Here is a 16,696-nt window from a genome sequence, read left to right as displayed (position 1 = left end):
CCGGGCGGTACAACGGGGAACAGGCTTACGTCACGCGGTCGGCCGCATCGGCCAGCAGCTGCCACAGCTTCAGGACGGTGCGCAGTTCATCCAGGGTCAACTCGCCGAACACATCCTGGCGCAGGCCGATCAGCTGGGTTTCCAGCTCGCTGACCAGGGCCTCGCCCTTGTCGGTCAGCCACAGCAGGTTGGCGCGGCGGTCGCTGGCGTCGCATTCGCGGCGGACCAGGTCGCTGGCGGCCAGCTTGTCCAGCAGGCGCACCAGCGAGGGCCCTTCCATGCCCAGCTGGTGGGCCAGCGCCACCTGGCGGATACCGCCGCCGGCGCGCCCGATCATCAGCAGCGGCATGGTGCAGGCAGCGGAAATGCCGTAGCTGCCCAGGGCCTGGTCGGCCAGGCGCTGCCACTGCCGCCCTGCATAGAGCAAGCCGGAACTGAGCTGCATCTGCAGCTGGGTGCGTTCGTCGAGGGATCGGTTCATCAGAATAGATAGGATACTACTAATTCGCCTCCTATCAATACCCGTGGCACAACCGCGGCCCAATGAATGCCTTTCCGGGCGGGGCCCGGGCGCCCCGGCGCAGGACGCCCGAGGGGTCTGTCGGGTACGATGCTCGCCCCCCTTCGGGTGCTGTATGTAATGAGCAAGCAAGACAACGACGCCAACCCCGTCACCCAGGCCGAGGCCGAATCGGCGGTGCGCACCCTGCTGCGCTGGGCCGGTGAAGATCCGACCCGTGAAGGCCTGCTGGATACCCCGCGCCGCGTAGCCGAAGCCTATGGCGACTGGTTCAGCGGCTACCGCGACGACCCGCGCGCCTACATGGAGCGGACCTTCGAGGAAGTGGCCGGCTACGACGAACTGATCGTGCTGCGCGACATCGAGTACGAAAGCCACTGCGAACACCACATGGCGCCGATCATCGGCCGCGTGCACGTCGGCTATCTGCCGGCCGGCAAGGTGGTGGGCATCAGCAAGCTGGCCCGCGTGGTCGAGGCGTACGCGCGCCGCTTCCAGGTCCAGGAAAAGATGACCGCGCAGATCGCCCAGTGCATCCAGGACGTGCTGCAGCCGGTCGGCGTGGGCGTGGTGGTGGAAGGTGCGCATGAGTGCATGACCACCCGTGGCATCCACAAGCGGGGCGTCAGCATGGTCACCTCCAAGATGCTGGGCAGCTTCCGCGAGGACGCGCGCACCCGCGCCGAGTTCCTGCGTTTCATCGAAGTGGGCGGCAAGCGCTGATTCCCCGCGCTGTCGCGCGCGGCCGGCAGGCGCCGGGCTTCGGCCCGGCCCTGCGGGTGCGTGCGCGTCCCGTTTCCCTCCCGGCCGCCGCGACCCGCGCGGCCCGTCTTCCTGTCCCCGGTCTCGAATGAAACATCGCGAGCGCATTACCCGTTACCGCCACCTGCGCGAACAGTCGCAGTGGAAGCTGCTGGCGGCCGATCACGCGCCGGAGATCATCGGCCTGCTGCAGAGCCTGCTGATGCAGGACGAGCGCACCCTGTCCACCGCGGTGCTGCACGAACGCCTGCAGCGCGCGCTGGATGACCTCAAGGCCGATGAGCTCTCGCGCGACCTGCCTCGCACCGCACAGGCCTACATCGCGCACTGGCTGGCCCAGGGCTGGCTGGAACGTCGCCTGCCCGAAGGCGCCGACCAGGAACAGTACGAACTGTCCACCCAGGCCGCGCAGGCGATCCGCTTCGCCGACAGCCTGGAGCAGGCGCGCGCTGCCGCCACCGAGAGCCGGCTGGCGCTGGTGATCGAGCAGCTCTCGCAGCTGGCCGCGCTGACCGAATCCAACCCGGATGCGCGCCTGTCCGCGCTGCGCGACGAGCGCGACCGCATCGATGCCGAGATCGCCCGTGTCAGCGGCGGCAAGGTCTCCTCGCTGGACGGCAAGCGCGCGCTGGAGCGGACCCGCCAGATCATCGGCCTGGCCGACGAGCTGACCGAAGATTTCCGCCGCGTGCGCGACGACTTCGAACGCCTCAACCGTGAATTCCGCGAACGCATCATCGATGATGAGGGCGAGCGCGGTGACGTCCTGTCCAAGCTGTTCGAAGGCGTGGACGTGATCGGCGACAGCGACGCCGGGCGCAGCTTCGAGGCGTTCTGGCGCCTGCTCAATGATGCCGAACAGAGCGCCCAGCTCGATGCCGCGCTGGAGACCGTGCTCGCGCGTGGTTTCGCGCGCAAGCTGGATCGCAACGAGCGCACCTTCCTGCGTGGCTTCACCACCACCATGCTTGAGCGCGGTGGCCAGGTCCACGACGTGCTGCAGCACTTCGCGCGCAGCCTGCGCGGCTTCGTGCAGAGCCGTGGCTACCTGGAACAGCGCCGCCTCAACCAGCTGCTCAAGCAGGCCCAGGGTGAGGCGCTGGGCCTGCGCGACCACATCCCGGCGCAGCGCGGCATCGGCCGCGACCTGCAGCTCACCACCAGCCGGCTGCGCTCGCTCTCGCAATGGAAGCTGCACGATCCGCGCCAGGCGCAGGTGGATGGCAGCGTGCAGCGCAACGACACCGCCGCGATCTCGCTGGAGAGTGTCGGCGACCTGGTGGCCGCCTCTGAAATCGACTTCCGCACCCTGCGCCGCGATCTGCACGAGCTGCTCGGCGCGCAGCCGCGGCTGTCGATCGCGCAGGTGCTTGAACACCGCGAGGCCCCACAGGGGCTGGGCAGCATCATCGGTTACCTCTCGCTCGGCACCCGCCACGGCGAGGTCGCCACCGATCAACAGGAGATCGCGCAATGGCGCGGCGGCGATGGCCAATGGCGTCGCGCCCGCATTCCGCTGATCTGGTTCACCCAGGAGAAACGCCATGAGCTGGCATGAACAATCCACCGACACCCCGATCGACGGCGGCGCAGACGAGCACGACGACGAGCCGGTCGTGGTGACGCCCGTCCTGCGGCGTAACAATGACGTCTTCTACATGGGCGACACCGGCCGGCTGCCGCTCGATGGCCGCCGCGCGCTGTGCCAGCTGCTGATCGGCCCGAGCATCGACCAGCTGCGCCACGCCAAGCTGTGGCCGGCGCTGATCCGCAGCGAAGCGGCGATCCGCTCGGCGCTCTCGGACCTGTTCCTGGAACTGGTGCTGGACCGCGAGAGCGGCGTGGCCTTCACCCGCCAGGCCGACACCGAAGATATCGATGCACCGGTGCTGCTGCGTACCTCGCCGCTGACCTTCATCGATTCGGTGCTGCTGCTGCACCTGCGCCAGCAGTTGGCCGAAGCCGATGCGCGCGGCGTGCGCGCGGTGGTCGAGGATGCCGAACTGGCCGAAGCACTGGCCGTGTACGAGCGCCACCTGTCCACCGACCGCGCCGGCTTCAACCGCCGCGTCGCCAGTGCCGTGCAGAAGATGAAGGACAACCACATCCTCACCCGCCTCGGCGGTGACGATGCGCGTCATGAAGTCTCGCCGGCACTGAAACTGATGTTCTCCGCCGAAGATGTCGCCGTCCTGGCCCAGGTGTACCGCCGCCTGCGCGAAGCGCCGGCCGACCTCGACGCCTGAGCGCGCGCCCGCGCGCCGCTGCCCTGCCTGGATTGCTAGCCCTGCCATGACCGTCCACATTCCCGCACCTGCCCTGTTCCCCGGCGACCAGCCCGACCCGCGCGCGCAGCAGTTCCGCATGCGCCGCCTGCAGGTCCACAACTGGGGCACCTTCTCCGGCCTGACCGAAGTGCCGATCGCCGAACGCGGCTTCCTGTTCGTCGGCCGCTCCGGCTCGGGCAAGTCGACCCTGCTCGATGCGATGTCCGCGCTGCTGGTACCGCCGGCCCTGGTCGACTTCAATGCCGCCGCGCGCGAAGCCGAACGCAGTGGCCGCGACCGCAACCTGGTCTCCTACGTGCGTGGCGCCTGGGCCGACCAGCAGGACAGCGGCACCGGCGAAATCGCCACCCAGTACCTGCGTAAAGGCGCTACCTGGACCGCGCTGGTGCTGGAATACCGCAGCAATGACGGCCGCATCGTCAGCCTGGTGCGCCTGTTCTGGATCGCCGGCAACGGCGCGGCGGCGGCCGATGTGCGCAAGCACTACATGGTGGCCGAGCGCAGTTTCGACATCGCGCGCGACCTCGGCGGCTTCGACCTGGACCTGCGCAAGCTCAAGCAGCGCCTGGGCGATGTGCATCACTTCGACAGCTTCGCCAGCTACGCCGAACGGTTCCGCCACGTGCTCGGGATCGAGAACGAGATGGCGCTGCGCCTGCTGCACAAGACGCAGTCGGCGAAGAACCTCGGCGATCTGAACGTGTTCCTGCGCGACTTCATGCTCGATGCACCGCGCACCTTCGATGCCGCCGAGCGGCTGGTCGATGATTTCGCCGAACTCGATGGCGCCCATCAGGCCGTGGTCACCGCGCGCCGCCAGGTCGAAACCCTGCTGCCCGCACGCGGCCACTACGCCGATCTGCAGGCACTGCGCCGCCAGCGCGAAGACCTGGATGAGATGAAGCTGGGCATCGACGGCGTGCGCGAGCAGCGTCGCCTGGCCCTGCTCGAGGCGCGCCTGCTGGAACTGGATACCCGTGACCGCGGGCTGTCCGGCGAAGAAGGCCAGCGCCGCAGCGCGCTGGACAACCATGAAAGCCACCTCGCCGAACTGGAAGCGCAGCGGCGCCAGCAGGGCGGCGAGCGCATCGAAGAGCTTGAGCGCGAGCAGGGCCGTGTCGCCCAGGAGCGCGACCGCCGCCTGGCCAAGCGCAGCCAGGCCAACCACGCCAGCCGCGAACTGGGGGAAACCCTGGCCGAGACCGCGCACGGGTTTGCCGAGCAGCTCGCCCGCGCCCAGGCCCGCCTGGACGATGGCCAGCGCGCTGCGGCCGAGCTGGATGAAGCCATTGCCGAGCGCATGGGCGGCAAGCGCGACGACGAACGCCGCTTCGCCGAGGTGCGTTCGGAACTGGAGGCGCTCAAGCGCACCCCGTCCAGCATCCCTGCACCCATGCAGCAGCTGCGCGCACGCCTGAGCAGCGATACCGGCATTCCCGAGGCGGCACTGCCGTTCGTGGGCGAACTGCTGCAGGTCCGCGACGAAGACGCCGCATGGCAGGGCGCCATCGAGCGCGTGCTGCACGGCTTCGCGCAGTCGCTGCTGGTCGATGAGCGCCACCACGCCCAGGTCTCGGAGTGGATCAACCAGACCCACCTCGGTACCCGCCTGGTCTACTACCGCGTACGCCGCAACGACGATGCGCTGCATGGCCGCGAGCCGGGCGCACGTTCGCTGCTGCACAAGCTGGTGCTGCGCGAGCACGGCTATGCCGGCTGGCTGCGCCGCGAGCTGGGCAAGCGCTTCGACTACGAATGCGTGGATGCACGCCACCTGCGCGATACCGACCGCGGCATCACCAAGGAAGGCCAGGTCAAGCACCCGGGCGAGCGCTTCGAGAAGGACGATCGCCACAACATCAGCGATCGCCGCCGTTGGCTGCTGGGCTTCAACAACCGCGACAAGCTGGACCTCTACGAGCGCGAAGCGATCGAACTGGCCCAGCGCATCGCCGCCTGCGACAGCGACGTGGCCGGCCTGCGCGCGCAGCGCGAACAGGACGGCAAGGCCCGACTGGCCTGCCATCAACTGTGCACGCTGGGCTGGGACGAGATCGATGTGGCCGCACCGCTGCAGCGCCTGGACGACATCGCCCAGGCCCTGCACGACCTGCGCGAAGGCAATGCCGATCTGCGCAAGCTGGGCGAACAGATCGAGAAGACCCGCGCCGACGTGGCCCAGGCCAAGCGCACCTATGAAGACGTGCGCGTGGAGCGCGGCCAGCTTGGCCGTGAACACGAACGCCTGGAACGCCTGCACGAGCAGTGCGCGCCGCTGGCCAAGCGCGTGGTCACCCCCCTGCAGCAACAGGGCCTGGACGAACGCCTGAAGGCACTCGGCGTGCTCAGCCTGGAGAACCTGGAAGCCCACTTCCGGCAGATCAGCAACACCCTCAATGAACAGCTCGGCGGTTCCCAGGCCGAACACAACCGCCTGGAGAGCCTGCTGCTCGGCTGCTTCCGCCGCTACTGCCAGGCCTGGCCCGAAGACAGCGGCGACTTCACCGTCAGCTTGTCCAGCGCCGAGGATTTCCTGGCCCGCCTGCAACGGCTGGAGAACGATGGCCTGCCGCAGCACGAGGCACGCTTCTTCGATCTGCTGCAGAGCCAGAGCAAGAACAACCTGCTGGCCCTGCAGCGGCACACGGCCGAGGCGCGCAAGTCGATCGCCCAGCGCCTGGACGAGGTCAATGCCTCGCTGGAGCAGGTGCCGTTCAACCGCGGCACCCTGCTGACCATCGAACTCACCGATCGCCGCCTGCCTGAAGTGCTGGAGTTCCACCAGCGCCTGCGCGACGTGCTGTCCCAACAGCAGACCGACCAGCGCGAACTGGCCGAAGCACAGTTCGCGGTCCTGCGTGAGCTGGTCGCCAAGCTCGGCTCGCAGGAGGGCGAGGACAAGCGCTGGCGCGAGCTGGTGCTGGACGTGCGCCTGCATGTGGAATTCGTCGGCGTCGAGCTCGACGCCGCCACCCGCCAACAGGTGGAGATCTACCGCAGCGGTGCGGGCAAGTCCGGCGGCCAGCGCCAGAAGCTGGCCACCACCTGCCTGGCGGCCGCGCTGCGCTACCAGCTCGGTGGCGCCGACGGCCAGCTGCCCAGCTACGCGGCGGTGGTGCTGGATGAAGCCTTCGACAAGGCCGACAACGAGTTCACCGCGCTGGCGATGAACATCTTCGACAACTTCGGGTTCCAGATGGTCGTGGCCACCCCGCTGAAGTCGGTGATGACGCTGGAGCCGTTCATCGGCGGTGCCTGCTTCGTGGAGATCAGCGGTCGCCACGACTCCGGCGTGCTGCTGATCGAGTACGACGACGAAGGCAAGCGCCTGAAGCTGCCCGAGCGTGCCCGCGCCGGCGAGACGACGGCGGCACGGGCACCGGCCGTGATCGCCGCGCCTGCCGTGGTGGATGCCCCCGAGGTGATGGCTGCCTCGGTCGACGAGGACGCCAACGTCGAGGCCGAGGCCGAGGGCGTGGAGGCACCGGCAGCCGTGCCGGCATCCCGCGCGAAGAAGGCTGCGCCCCAGGTACCGGCGAAGAAAGCGGCAAAGAAGACGGCCACCAAGGCCGTACCCAAGGCGGCCGCAAAGAAGCCGGCCAAGCCCAGGCGCTGAGCAACCAACGGGTCAGCCCCAGGGCTGGCCCGTCCGGCTAACCGCCGAAGGTATCCCAGCCCATCCGGGCGATCAGCACCACCACCAGGCCGACGAACAGCTTGCGGATGAAGGGCGTGCCACCGCGCAGCGCCATCCGCGTGCCGACCACCGAGCCGATGATGTTGGCCGCGGCCATCGGCAGCGCGAACAGCCACAGGATGTTGCCGGTCGGCACGAAGAACGAGATCGCCGCCACGTTGGTCGCGAGGTTCACCACCTTGGAGGCGGCAGACGCACGCAGGAAGTCCAACCCGAAGAAGCGCACGAACAGGAAGATCAGGAAGCTGCCGGTGCCGGGCCCGAAGAAGCCGTCATAGAACCCGATCACCGCACCGATCGCCAACGCGGTGACCAGCTCCTTGCGGCCGATCTCGCGCGGGCGGTGCAGGGCACCGAAGTCCTTCTTCCACAGCGTGTAGCCGAGCATCGCCACCAGCAGCACGAGCACCAGCGGGCGCACCGCATCCTTGGGCAGCAGGCTGACCGCCGTGGCCCCGGCGAAGGAGAACACGAAGGCCGTGCCGGCCGCGAACAATACCGGCCGCCACGGGAAGCGCACATTGCGCGCGTAGCGGAACGCGGCGGCGGCCGTGCCGAACATCGAGCTGAACTTGTTGGTGCCGAACAGCATCGCCGGCGTGTGCTGCGGCAGGACCGTGAACAACCCGGGCAACTGCACCAGTCCACCGCCGCCGACGGCGGCATCCACCAGGCCGGCGATGAAGGCGATCGCCACCAACCACAACAGTTCAGGGGGAACCAGCTCAAGCACGGCGGCACATCGCGGCAGAAGGCGCGCCAGCATACCCCCGGTCATCGCGCGACAATACCCCCATGACCACCGCCCTCTCCGATCCCTGTCCCTGCGGCCACCCACTGGCCTACACCGCCTGCTGCGGCCTCTACCACGCCGGCACCCCCGCGCCGGATGCCGAAGCGCTGATGCGCTCGCGCTACAGCGCCTACGTGCGCCACCTGGCCGAGTACCTGCTGGCCAGCTGGCACCCGTCCACGCGCCCGGGCGAGCTGTCGCTGGACGAAGCACCCGGCCAGCGCACCCAGTGGCTGGGGCTGACGATCCACGCACATACCCGCTCAGATGCCGACCACGCCCAGGTCCGCTTCACCGCGCGCTACAAGGTCGGCGGCGGCAGTGCGGTGAAAATGCTCGAACACAGCCGCTTCGTCCGCGAAGACGGCCGCTGGTTCTATCTCGACGCGTTGCCCTGAGCCAGCGCGTTGGCGCGCACCGGCACGGTGCCCTGCTGCCCAAGCGCACGCACACAGTTGCGGCCGGCGTCCTTGGCTGCATACAGGGCCTGGTCGGCGGCCTTGAGCACTGCCTGCGGGCTGTCGGCGACCCGGCTGTCGGCCACGCCGATGCTCACCGTCACCTGCACCACCTCGCCACTGCCACCGCGTCCACGCTGCAGCTGCCCCACCGCATCGTCGCGGCTGCGCGCGGCCCGGTCACGCAGATGCATGCGGACGCCTTCGATCCTGGCGCGGATTTCCTCCACCGACGCCACGCAGGCCGGGGCAGGGCGATCCAGGAACACCAGCGCGAACTCTTCGCCGCCGTAGCGGAATGCGCGGCCACCGCCCCCGATCTCGGACAGGCGCGCGGCCACCAGCTTGAGCACGTCATCGCCGGCATCGTGGCCGTGGGTATCGTTGAAGCGCTTGAAGTGATCCACGTCCACCATGGCGATGGTGTAGGTGGCCCCGACCCGCTGCAGGCATTCATTGAACGCGCGGCGGCCGGGCAACCCGGTGAGTTCATCGCGGAAGGCCATGTGGAAGGCTTCCTGCAGCATCGCCGAGATGACCAGCAACAGCGCCATGCAGCTGACGGCGGGCAGCAGGGCCGGCGAGACGAACACCCGTGGCAGCATCCACCACAGGCAGAGCAGGGCGATCAGCAGGGCGGTGTGCAGCGGCCGGGGCTGGCGCCAGGCCTGTACCGCCAGCGCGACCGTCGTCACCGCGAACAACAGCGCAGGCAGCTGGGCCAGCGCATTCCAGCCACTCGGCAGCCACGGCAGGTGGCGGTCCGACAACAAGGCATGCATGCCGACCGGGCCTTGTGCGGCCATCAGCAGGAAAATGCCGAGGGCCGTCCCGCTGACCACGCCACGCAGCAACAGGTCCTGGCGCAGCCGTCCGCGTTCGGGCCACAGCCCATGCAGCAGGAACAGCAGTGGCAGCCACCACGACACCGCGTGGAAGATCAGCGGGGTCAGCGCCGAAACAACGCCATCGCGCAGGAACGTGCCGACCACACCATGCAGCAGGGCGAACGCCGAGGCGATGGCCAGCATCAGGCACAGCGCCCGGACGCGGTTGTAGATCAGCGCTAGGCCGACACCCAGGCAGGCCAGCACCATCGGCAGCAGGCGATGCACCGAACTGCCGGCTTCCGCCGCGGGGGTGGCGGCCCACAATCCCAGCGCCACCAGTACTGCAGGCAGCACGAACAGATAGTGACTGGGCTGGCGTAGCAGATGCGTCCGCAAGAAGGGGTCCACGTGGTGGCCGGCGCGCCGTGGCTGCAGCGTGCAAACCGGACTACACAGGCGATGGGTCTTCCCCGGTAGCGGCCTGCGCGTATTCAACTTGAGCAATGTCACCGGATCGATGCGGTGCCATGACGTGGCACTCACCCCGGCTGGTCGATCCTCACCGCAATGAATACCGCCGTCGCTGCCGCACTACCGCACACTGCCGCCCCGCCATCGCCGCTGGCCGTCCGCTACGCCACCGTGCGTGCACGCACGCTCGCGCTGGCCGCACCGCTCAGTGCCGAAGATGCCATGGTCCAGAGCATGCCCGACGCCAGCCCGGCGAAATGGCACCTGGCCCATACCACGTGGTTCTTCGAGCGCTTCGTGCTGGCGACCCGCCCCGGCTACGCTCCGATCGATGCGGACTGGCACTACCTGTTCAACAGCTACTACCAGAGCATTGGCCCGGCCCATGCACGCCCACAGCGCGGCCTGCTCTCGCGCCCGACGCTGGACGAGGTGCTGCACTTCCGCGCGGAGATCGATCAGCGCGTGCTCGCCGCACTGCAGGCCGGCAATCTGAGCGAGCAGGCCCAGCATCAGCTTCTGCTCGGCCTGCACCATGAGCAGCAGCACCAGGAACTGCTGCTGACCGATATCAAGCACGCGTTCTGGTCCAACCCGCTGCAGCCGGCCTATCGCGAGGATCTTGTCGCGGCGCCGGCCCGTGCGCTGCCGCTGCGGTGGCTCAGCAGTCCCGAACAGATCGTGGAGATCGGCGCGCCGGTCTGGCCCACCCGCCCCACGTTCGCCTATGACAACGAATCGCCGGTCCACCGCGCCTTGGTGCCCGCGCATGCGCTGGCCAACCGCCCGGTCAGCAATGAGGAGTACCGCCAGTTCGTGCAGGCCGGTGGTTACCGCGAGCCGCGCTGGTGGATGAGCGAAGGCTGGACGCTGTGCCAGGAACAGCAGTGGCAGCACCCGCTGTACTGGGATGACGCGCTGGCGCGCGAGTTCACCCTCGGCGGCTGGCGTGCGCTCGACCCCCACGCACCGGTCTGCCATCTCAGCTATTTCGAAGCCGACGCCTACGCGCGTTGGTGCGACGCCCGCCTGCCCACGGAGTTCGAGTGGGAAGCGGCGACGGCCGGCCGCGCCCTGCGTGGTCGCTTTGCCGACGCCGATGCGCTGCACCCGGGCGGCGCGGAGGAGGAGGGCGACATCGTCCAGCTGTTCGGCGATGTCTGGGAATGGACCAGCAGCGCCTATGGGCCGTATCCAGGCTTCCGCACCTTCCCGGGCAACCTCGGCGAGTACAACGGCAAATTCATGTGCGGGCAGTGGGTGCTGCGCGGGGGCAGCTGCGCCACCCCGGCCGATCACCTGCGCGCCAGCTACCGCAATTTCTTCGCGCCGTCGGCCCGGTGGCAGTTCGCCGGCCTGCGCCTGGCCCGGGACGCCGCATGAGTTCGGTCCGTGATGCACTCCAAGCGCTGACCGATCTGCAGCCGGATCGGGACCAGATCACCGCCGACATCCTGCGTGGCCTGTCCTCCACACCGCGGCAGCTGCCTTCCAAGTACTTCTACGATGCGCAGGGCTCGGCGCTGTTCGAGCAGATCACCCAGCAGCCGGAGTACTACCCGACCCGCACCGAGCTGCAGCTGCTGCAGGACTGCGCGCGCGACATTGCCAAGGTGGTCGGCCCACGCCTGCATGTGGTCGAGCTCGGCAGTGGCAGCGGGCGCAAGACCGAACTGCTGCTGCATGCGCTGCGCGACCCGGTCGCCTACACGCCGATCGAAATCTCCCGCGCTGCGTTGCTGGACAGCATCACCCGGCTCGCGCCCTCGCTGCCAGAGATCGAAATGCTGCCGGTCTGCGCGGATTTCACCCAGCCGGTGCAGTTGCCATCGCCGCAGCGCGATCCGGCCCGCCACCTGGTGTTCTTCCCCGGCTCGACCCTGGGCAACTTCGCCCATGACGACGCCATCGCACTGTTGAAGGCGATGCGCCAGACCATGGGCCCGGATGGCATGGCCCTGATCGGCATCGACCTGCACAAGGACGCGGCGCTGATCGAAGCGGCGTACAACGATGCCGCCGGGGTCACCGCCGAGTTCACCCTCAATCTGCTGCGCCGGCTCAACCGCGACATCGGCAGCGATTTCGATCTGGAGGGCTTCCGCCACCGCGCCCGCTACAGCGTGCCGCGCCTGCGCATCGAAACCGAGCTGATCAGCCAGCGCGACCAGCGCGTGCAGCTGGATGGGCAGAGCTTCGATTTCGCCGAAGGCGAAGCGATGACCGTGGAGTACAGCCACAAATACACCGATGCGGTGTTCGCCCGGATGGCCGCGGATGCCGGGCTGCAGGTGACGGCGCACTGGAACGCGACCGATCCCGCCTTCGGCCTGCGCCTGCTGCAGCCGGCCTGACCTGCGCGGCATTGCCGCTATGATGCAGGTCCACTGGCTGCAAGGATTCCGCCAATGCGATGGTCGCCCCTGTTGTTGTCCGGGCTGTGGCTCGGCGTACCCTCGCTCGCGGTCGCCGCGCCGGACGCCTTCTCCACGTGCCTGGTCACCCTCAAGGCCCAGGCCGGCAAGCAGGGCATCCCGGCTGAGCGTTTCGACGTGCTCACCGCCGGGCTGACCCCCGATCCCAGCGTGCTGCCGCTGCTGGATGCGCAGCCGGAGTTCACCACCCCGTTGTGGGACTACCTGGCCGCGCTGGTGGATACCCAGCGCGTCGATGACGGGCGCGCCCGTCTGATCGAGCACCGTGATCTGCTGGCCCGTGTTTCGGCCGAGTACGGTGTCGATCCGGCCACCATCGTCGCGGTCTGGGGCGTAGAGAGCGATTACGGGCGCGTGTTCGGCAAGCGCCCGCTGCTGCAGTCGCTGGCCACGCTCTCCTGCGAAGGCCGCCGCCAGCCCTTTTTCCGCGGTGAACTGCTGGCCCTGATCAAGCTGATCGATGCCGGCGACCTGCGCGCCGAGGGCCTGACCGGCTCGTGGGCCGGCGCCTTCGGCCACACCCAGTTCATGCCGTCTACCTATGCGCGTATCGCGGTGGATGGTGACGGTGATGGTCGTCGCGATCTGGTCGCCTCCATTCCCGATGCGCTGGCCTCCACCGCCAACTATCTGAAGAAGGCCGGCTGGCGCACCGGGCAGCCGTGGGGCATCGAGGTGAAGATCCCGGCCGGCTTCAACACCGCCCAAGCCGGCCGCACCCAGCGCAAGCCATTGGCCGACTGGCGCGCGCTGGGCATCGTGCCGGTTGCCGGCGGAACGCTGGCGCCGGCCGGGCTGCCCGCCGACAGCACTGCCGCATTGCTGCTCCCGACCGGTGCCAAGGGCCCGGCGTGGCTGGTGTTCCGCAACTACGACGCGATCTACGCCTACAACGCCGCCGAGAGCTATGCCCTGGCGATCGCCACCCTGGCCGATCGCCTGCGGGGTGGCCCGGGTATCGTCGCCGCCTGGCCAACCGATGATCCTGGCATCGGCCGTACCGAACGCCGAGAGCTGCAGACCCTGTTGCTGGCCCGCGGCCACGACATCGGTACGGCGGACGGCATGATCGGTACCGCCACCCGCCGCGCCATCCAGGCCGAGCAGCAGCGCCTGGGCTGGGCCCCCGCCGATGGCCGTGCCGGCCAGCGCATCCTCACCGCCCTGCGCGGTGCTCCTCCTTCTTCCACACCGACCATGCCCGCATCCACCGTGTTCACCCTGCCGCCCAACCATGCCCAATACGTCCAGTCGCCGGCCGCGCCGCGCGCTGCCCTGCCCAAGGTGCCCGGACTCAGCCTGGCCGACATCCAGGGCTTCCCCGCGTGGAGGGTCGAGACCCCGTTCGCCACCGCTGCGATCAGCGTGTTCGGTGGCCAGCTGCTGTCCTATGTGCCCAATGGCGGGCAGGACGTGATGTGGCTCTCGCCGAGCGCCCAGCCGCTGCCGACCCCGATCCGTGGCGGCAGCCCCGTGTGCTGGCCGTATTTCGGCCGCCAGGGGCAGGGCAGTGACGTCCCTTCGCATGGCTTCGTCCGCAACGTGCCATGGACCCTGCAGCAGGCCCGTCGCGAGGCCGATGGGACCATGGTGCTGACCCTGGCCCCGCCGGTGCTGGAGAACCTGGATCTGCGCCTGCGCATGGAACTGCGGATCGGCCGCACCCTGGAACAGCGCCTGATCACTGAGAACACCGGCCGCCAGCCGGTCGCCTTCACCCAGGCCCTGCACAACTACTTCCATGTCAGCGATGCGATGCAGGTCAGCGTGGAAGGCCTGGATGGCCTGTCCTACCTGGACAAGTTCGAGAACTACGCGACCCCGCGCCAGCAGCAGGGCGACTGGAGCCTGCGCGACCCGCGCGATCCCGGCCGCAGCGACCGCATCTATACCCAGGCCGGTGGCCGCTATCTGCTCAAGGACCCGGGCCTGAAGCGCCGCATCGAGATCACCACGAGCGGCAGCCGCTCGCTGGTCGCGTGGAACCCGGGCGAGGCGGGCGCCAGCAAGATGGCCGATGTCGGGGCCGGCTGGCGCAACTATGTGTGCCTGGAGGCGGCCAATGCCGGCCCGGATGTGGTGACCCTGGCGCCGGGTGCGCAGTACGTGTTGCAGCAGACGCTGGCGGTTCGCCCGCTATGAGTACGGTTCCGCCCCCGGCCCGGATCGACGAGAGTGCCGGGAATCCTTATCGCGCGCCCAGCACCGCCATGCACGAGGCCATGATCGACGCCCAGATCGATGCGGCCGTGGCGGTGCATGACCGCCATCCGCTGCTGGCGAAGGCGGTGGGCGACAACTTCGCGTTGTATGCCCGTCGCTGGCATCTGGATGACGCCGGTGGCCGCTGGCCGCGCCCGTGGCACTGGCCGGCCGTCCTGTTTGGCTTCCACTGGCTCATGTACCGGCGCATGTACCTGGTGGCATTGGCGGTGCTGATCGCCGATTTCGCCATTGGCATGGCGATGGTCCTGCTGGACCTGGCGGTGGGCGGCGTCGTGTTATCGCTGGGTGTGCAGCTCTCGCTGGGCATCTTCGGCAATGCGCTGTACCGCTGGCATTGCCGCCGCATGGTGGCGCGGGCGCAGGCCCGTTTTACCGGGCAGCCGGAGCGGATCAACGCGGAACTGGTGCGCCGCGGGGGGACCAGCCGGCTCGCGCTGGGTGTGGGCCTGGCGCTGTTCGTCGTGCTGCGGGTAGTTGAAGGCGCGTGACCCGTCAGTGGGCGACCGGGCGCGGTCGCAACGCCACCAGGCAGATGCCGCCGGCCACCAGCCCCCAGAAAGCCGAGCCGATCCCGGCCAGCGACAGGCCCGAGGCGGTGACCAGGAAGGTCACCAGGGCCGCCTCGCGATCGGCCTCCTCACGCAGGGCCATCGCCAGGCTGTTGGCGATGGTGCCGAACAGCGCGATCCCGGCCACGCAGGCCACCAGTTCCTTGGGGAAGGCGGCGAACACGGCCGCCACCGTCGCCCCGAACAGCCCGACCACGATATAGAAGGCGCCCGCGGCCACGGCTGCGGTGTAACGCCGCGCAGGATCCTCGTGTGCTTCGCGCCCCATGCAGATCGCCGCCGTGATTGCGGCCAGATTGAGCCCAAAGGCGCCGAAGGGGGCGAGCAGCGTATTGACCACCCCGATCCAGCCGATCACCGGCGATACCGGCGTGTCGTAGCCGGAGGCGCGGATCACCGCCACGCCCGGGATGTTCTGCGAGGCCATGGTCACCACGAACAGGGGCAGAGCGATGCCGAACACCGCCGACCACGACAGCGTTGGCCAGGTGAACACCGGCGTGGCCAGCTCCAGCCGCACGTCCTGCATATGAAGCAGCCCCTGACCGGCCGCCACCATGACACCGACAAGCAGCGTGGCGATCACCGCATAGCGCGGGAACAGCCGTCGCCCGATCAGCCAGGTGGCGAACATCGCCAATGCCATGCCCAGCTGGGTGCCCATCGAGACGAACACATCCAGACCGAAGCGCAGCAGTACGCCAGCAAGCATGCCCGCGGCCAGCGCCATCGGCACACGCTTCATCAACTTCGCGAAGATCCCCGAGAAGCCGGCGAGCATTCCGAGCACCGCGGCAAGGACGAACGCACCGATCGCATCGCTGTAGCCGACCGCGCCCGCACCCACCACGAGCATTGCCGCACCCGGCGTGGACCATGCAGTGACGACCGGCATCCGATAGCGCAGTGACAGACCAATACAGGTCACGCCCATGCCAAGGCCCAACGCCCACATCCACGAGGCGATCTGCGCCTGGTCGGCGCCAACCGCGCGTGCGGCCTGGAACACGATCACCGCCGAACTGGCGAAGCCCACCAACACCGTAATGAAGCCCGCCATCACCGCAGGCAGGGAGAGATCGCGCCACAACGAACGTTTGCCTACCGCGGACATCGCATGCATTCCTGATGACTAGAGATGCATTGTTAGCAAGCCAGCGGCAGCACGCGCAACGCGCGTGCTGCCGCGCTTGTTGATGAGCAGCACGTATGGATGACGCGTTGATGAAAAAGATCGACGAAAACGCTTGACGAATTTTCAGAAGTCTTTAGTATTCGCTCCCTCGCTGCGACGCGGTCTTCACCCCGGTGAACACCCACCCGCAGCGACGGCAACAACCTTCGAAAGAAGGTGTTGACGGAAACGAAAAGCCTGACATAATAGGCGGCTCGCAACGACGAAAGCCTCTGAGGCGAACGACGAAGCGGCATCGGCAACAACGGTTCACTTCGGTGAAGCGGCCTTGAAAAAAGGTGTTGACGAAGCAGATAAGCCGGTCTATAATGGGCGGCTCGCAACGACGGAAACGTCGGGGCACACGGAAGAAGGCGCTGAGGCCGATTCCAAAGTTCTTTGACAGTATGCGCAGGTATCTTGTGAAGGCGCCTGCAGGAAGGATGTATGTCCATCTTGCAGACGTTTGATCA

At 68.3% G+C, this 16,696-nt stretch carries 13 protein-coding genes; 9 read left to right on the top strand and 4 right to left on the bottom strand.

Going from position 1 to position 16,696, the window contains the following annotated elements; translation table 11 throughout:
• Positions 1–25 precede the first annotated feature (25 nt).
• Positions 26–481 (bottom strand): MarR family winged helix-turn-helix transcriptional regulator, encoded by a 456-nt coding sequence (locus tag BCL79_RS17960; RefSeq protein WP_121043644.1) that lies wholly within the window; start codon positions 479–481, stop codon positions 26–28.
• 159 nt (positions 482–640) lie between these two features.
• Between BCL79_RS17960 and folE the strand changes: the two genes are divergently transcribed.
• From folE to BCL79_RS17940, 4 genes are all read left to right on the top strand, one after another.
• Positions 641–1,243, top strand: coding sequence for a GTP cyclohydrolase I FolE (gene folE / locus BCL79_RS17955; RefSeq protein WP_019183982.1), 603 nt, complete (start codon positions 641–643; stop codon positions 1,241–1,243).
• A 127-nt stretch (positions 1,244–1,370) separates the two neighbouring features.
• Positions 1,371–2,840: a DUF3375 domain-containing protein gene (locus tag BCL79_RS17950; protein ID WP_121043642.1), complete on the top strand. Its 1,470-nt coding sequence runs from the start codon at positions 1,371–1,373 to the stop codon at positions 2,838–2,840.
• The gene (locus BCL79_RS17945; RefSeq protein ID WP_121043639.1) at positions 2,827–3,528 is read left to right on the top strand and encodes a DUF4194 domain-containing protein; all 702 of its coding nucleotides are present in this window, start codon (positions 2,827–2,829) and stop codon (positions 3,526–3,528) included. The genes BCL79_RS17950 and BCL79_RS17945 overlap by 14 nt, the downstream gene beginning before the upstream one ends.
• A 46-nt stretch (positions 3,529–3,574) precedes the next feature.
• Positions 3,575–7,186, top strand: a complete 3,612-nt coding sequence (locus BCL79_RS17940; RefSeq protein ID WP_121043636.1) for an ATP-binding protein — start codon at positions 3,575–3,577, stop codon at positions 7,184–7,186.
• A gap of 37 nt (positions 7,187–7,223) precedes the next feature.
• On the opposite strand, the gene BCL79_RS17935 is transcribed toward BCL79_RS17940, so the two are convergent.
• Entirely contained in the window at positions 7,224–8,000 is a 777-nt protein-coding gene (locus tag BCL79_RS17935; protein WP_121044016.1) for a sulfite exporter TauE/SafE family protein, read from the bottom strand.
• A 62-nt stretch (positions 8,001–8,062) separates the two neighbouring features.
• On the opposite strand from BCL79_RS17935, the gene BCL79_RS17930 reads away from it, so the two are divergent.
• Complete coding sequence (locus BCL79_RS17930; RefSeq protein WP_121043632.1) at positions 8,063–8,458, top strand: YchJ family metal-binding protein; 396 nt, start codon at positions 8,063–8,065, stop codon at positions 8,456–8,458.
• On the opposite strand, the gene BCL79_RS17925 is transcribed toward BCL79_RS17930, so the two are convergent.
• Entirely contained in the window at positions 8,437–9,744 is a 1,308-nt protein-coding gene (locus tag BCL79_RS17925) for a GGDEF domain-containing protein (RefSeq protein WP_121043629.1), read from the bottom strand. The genes BCL79_RS17930 and BCL79_RS17925 overlap by 22 nt on opposite strands.
• 171 nt (positions 9,745–9,915) lie before the next feature.
• On the opposite strand from BCL79_RS17925, the gene egtB reads away from it, so the two are divergent.
• From egtB to BCL79_RS17905, 4 genes are read left to right on the top strand one after another with little or no spacing between them, the layout of a single operon-like run.
• Positions 9,916–11,202 carry an ergothioneine biosynthesis protein EgtB gene (gene egtB, locus BCL79_RS17920; protein WP_121043626.1) on the top strand — a complete coding sequence of 429 codons (1,287 nt, stop codon included), beginning with the start codon at positions 9,916–9,918 and terminating at the stop codon, positions 11,200–11,202.
• Complete coding sequence (gene egtD, locus BCL79_RS17915) at positions 11,199–12,173, top strand: L-histidine N(alpha)-methyltransferase (RefSeq protein WP_121043622.1); 975 nt, start codon at positions 11,199–11,201, stop codon at positions 12,171–12,173. The genes egtB and egtD overlap by 4 nt, the downstream gene beginning before the upstream one ends.
• A gap of 54 nt (positions 12,174–12,227) precedes the next feature.
• Positions 12,228–14,396: a lytic murein transglycosylase gene (locus tag BCL79_RS17910; RefSeq protein ID WP_121043619.1), complete on the top strand. Its 2,169-nt coding sequence runs from the start codon at positions 12,228–12,230 to the stop codon at positions 14,394–14,396.
• A complete protein-coding gene (locus BCL79_RS17905; protein ID WP_121043616.1) occupies positions 14,393–14,968 on the top strand; it encodes a DUF2628 domain-containing protein in 576 nt (191 codons plus the stop codon). Before BCL79_RS17910 ends, BCL79_RS17905 begins: the two co-directional genes overlap by 4 nt.
• 4 nt (positions 14,969–14,972) lie before the next feature.
• Here BCL79_RS17905 and BCL79_RS17900 read toward each other — a convergent pair whose 3' ends face one another.
• Complete coding sequence (locus BCL79_RS17900) at positions 14,973–16,163, bottom strand: benzoate/H(+) symporter BenE family transporter (RefSeq protein WP_121043613.1); 1,191 nt, start codon at positions 16,161–16,163, stop codon at positions 14,973–14,975.
• Positions 16,164–16,696 lie beyond the last annotated feature (533 nt).

This window comes from Stenotrophomonas rhizophila (genome assembly GCF_003651185.1).
Classification (GTDB): Bacteria; Pseudomonadota; Gammaproteobacteria; order Xanthomonadales; family Xanthomonadaceae; genus Stenotrophomonas; species Stenotrophomonas maltophilia_Z.
Note: the sequence above shows the minus strand (reverse complement) of the source record. Positions and strands in the feature narration are given on the sequence as shown.

Coding starts and splice junctions, on each gene's coding strand:
- BCL79_RS17960 (WP_121043644.1), bottom strand. CDS start 481: ATGAACCGATCCCTCGACGAACGCACCCAGCTGCAGATGCAGCTCAGT.
- folE (WP_019183982.1), top strand. CDS start 641: ATGAGCAAGCAAGACAACGACGCCAACCCCGTCACCCAGGCCGAGGCC.
- BCL79_RS17950 (WP_121043642.1), top strand. CDS start 1,371: ATGAAACATCGCGAGCGCATTACCCGTTACCGCCACCTGCGCGAACAG.
- BCL79_RS17945 (WP_121043639.1), top strand. CDS start 2,827: ATGAGCTGGCATGAACAATCCACCGACACCCCGATCGACGGCGGCGCA.
- BCL79_RS17940 (WP_121043636.1), top strand. CDS start 3,575: ATGACCGTCCACATTCCCGCACCTGCCCTGTTCCCCGGCGACCAGCCC.
- BCL79_RS17930 (WP_121043632.1), top strand. CDS start 8,063: ATGACCACCGCCCTCTCCGATCCCTGTCCCTGCGGCCACCCACTGGCC.
- egtB (WP_121043626.1), top strand. CDS start 9,916: ATGAATACCGCCGTCGCTGCCGCACTACCGCACACTGCCGCCCCGCCA.
- egtD (WP_121043622.1), top strand. CDS start 11,199: ATGAGTTCGGTCCGTGATGCACTCCAAGCGCTGACCGATCTGCAGCCG.
- BCL79_RS17910 (WP_121043619.1), top strand. CDS start 12,228: ATGCGATGGTCGCCCCTGTTGTTGTCCGGGCTGTGGCTCGGCGTACCC.
- BCL79_RS17905 (WP_121043616.1), top strand. CDS start 14,393: ATGAGTACGGTTCCGCCCCCGGCCCGGATCGACGAGAGTGCCGGGAAT.
- BCL79_RS17900 (WP_121043613.1), bottom strand. CDS start 16,163: ATGTCCGCGGTAGGCAAACGTTCGTTGTGGCGCGATCTCTCCCTGCCT.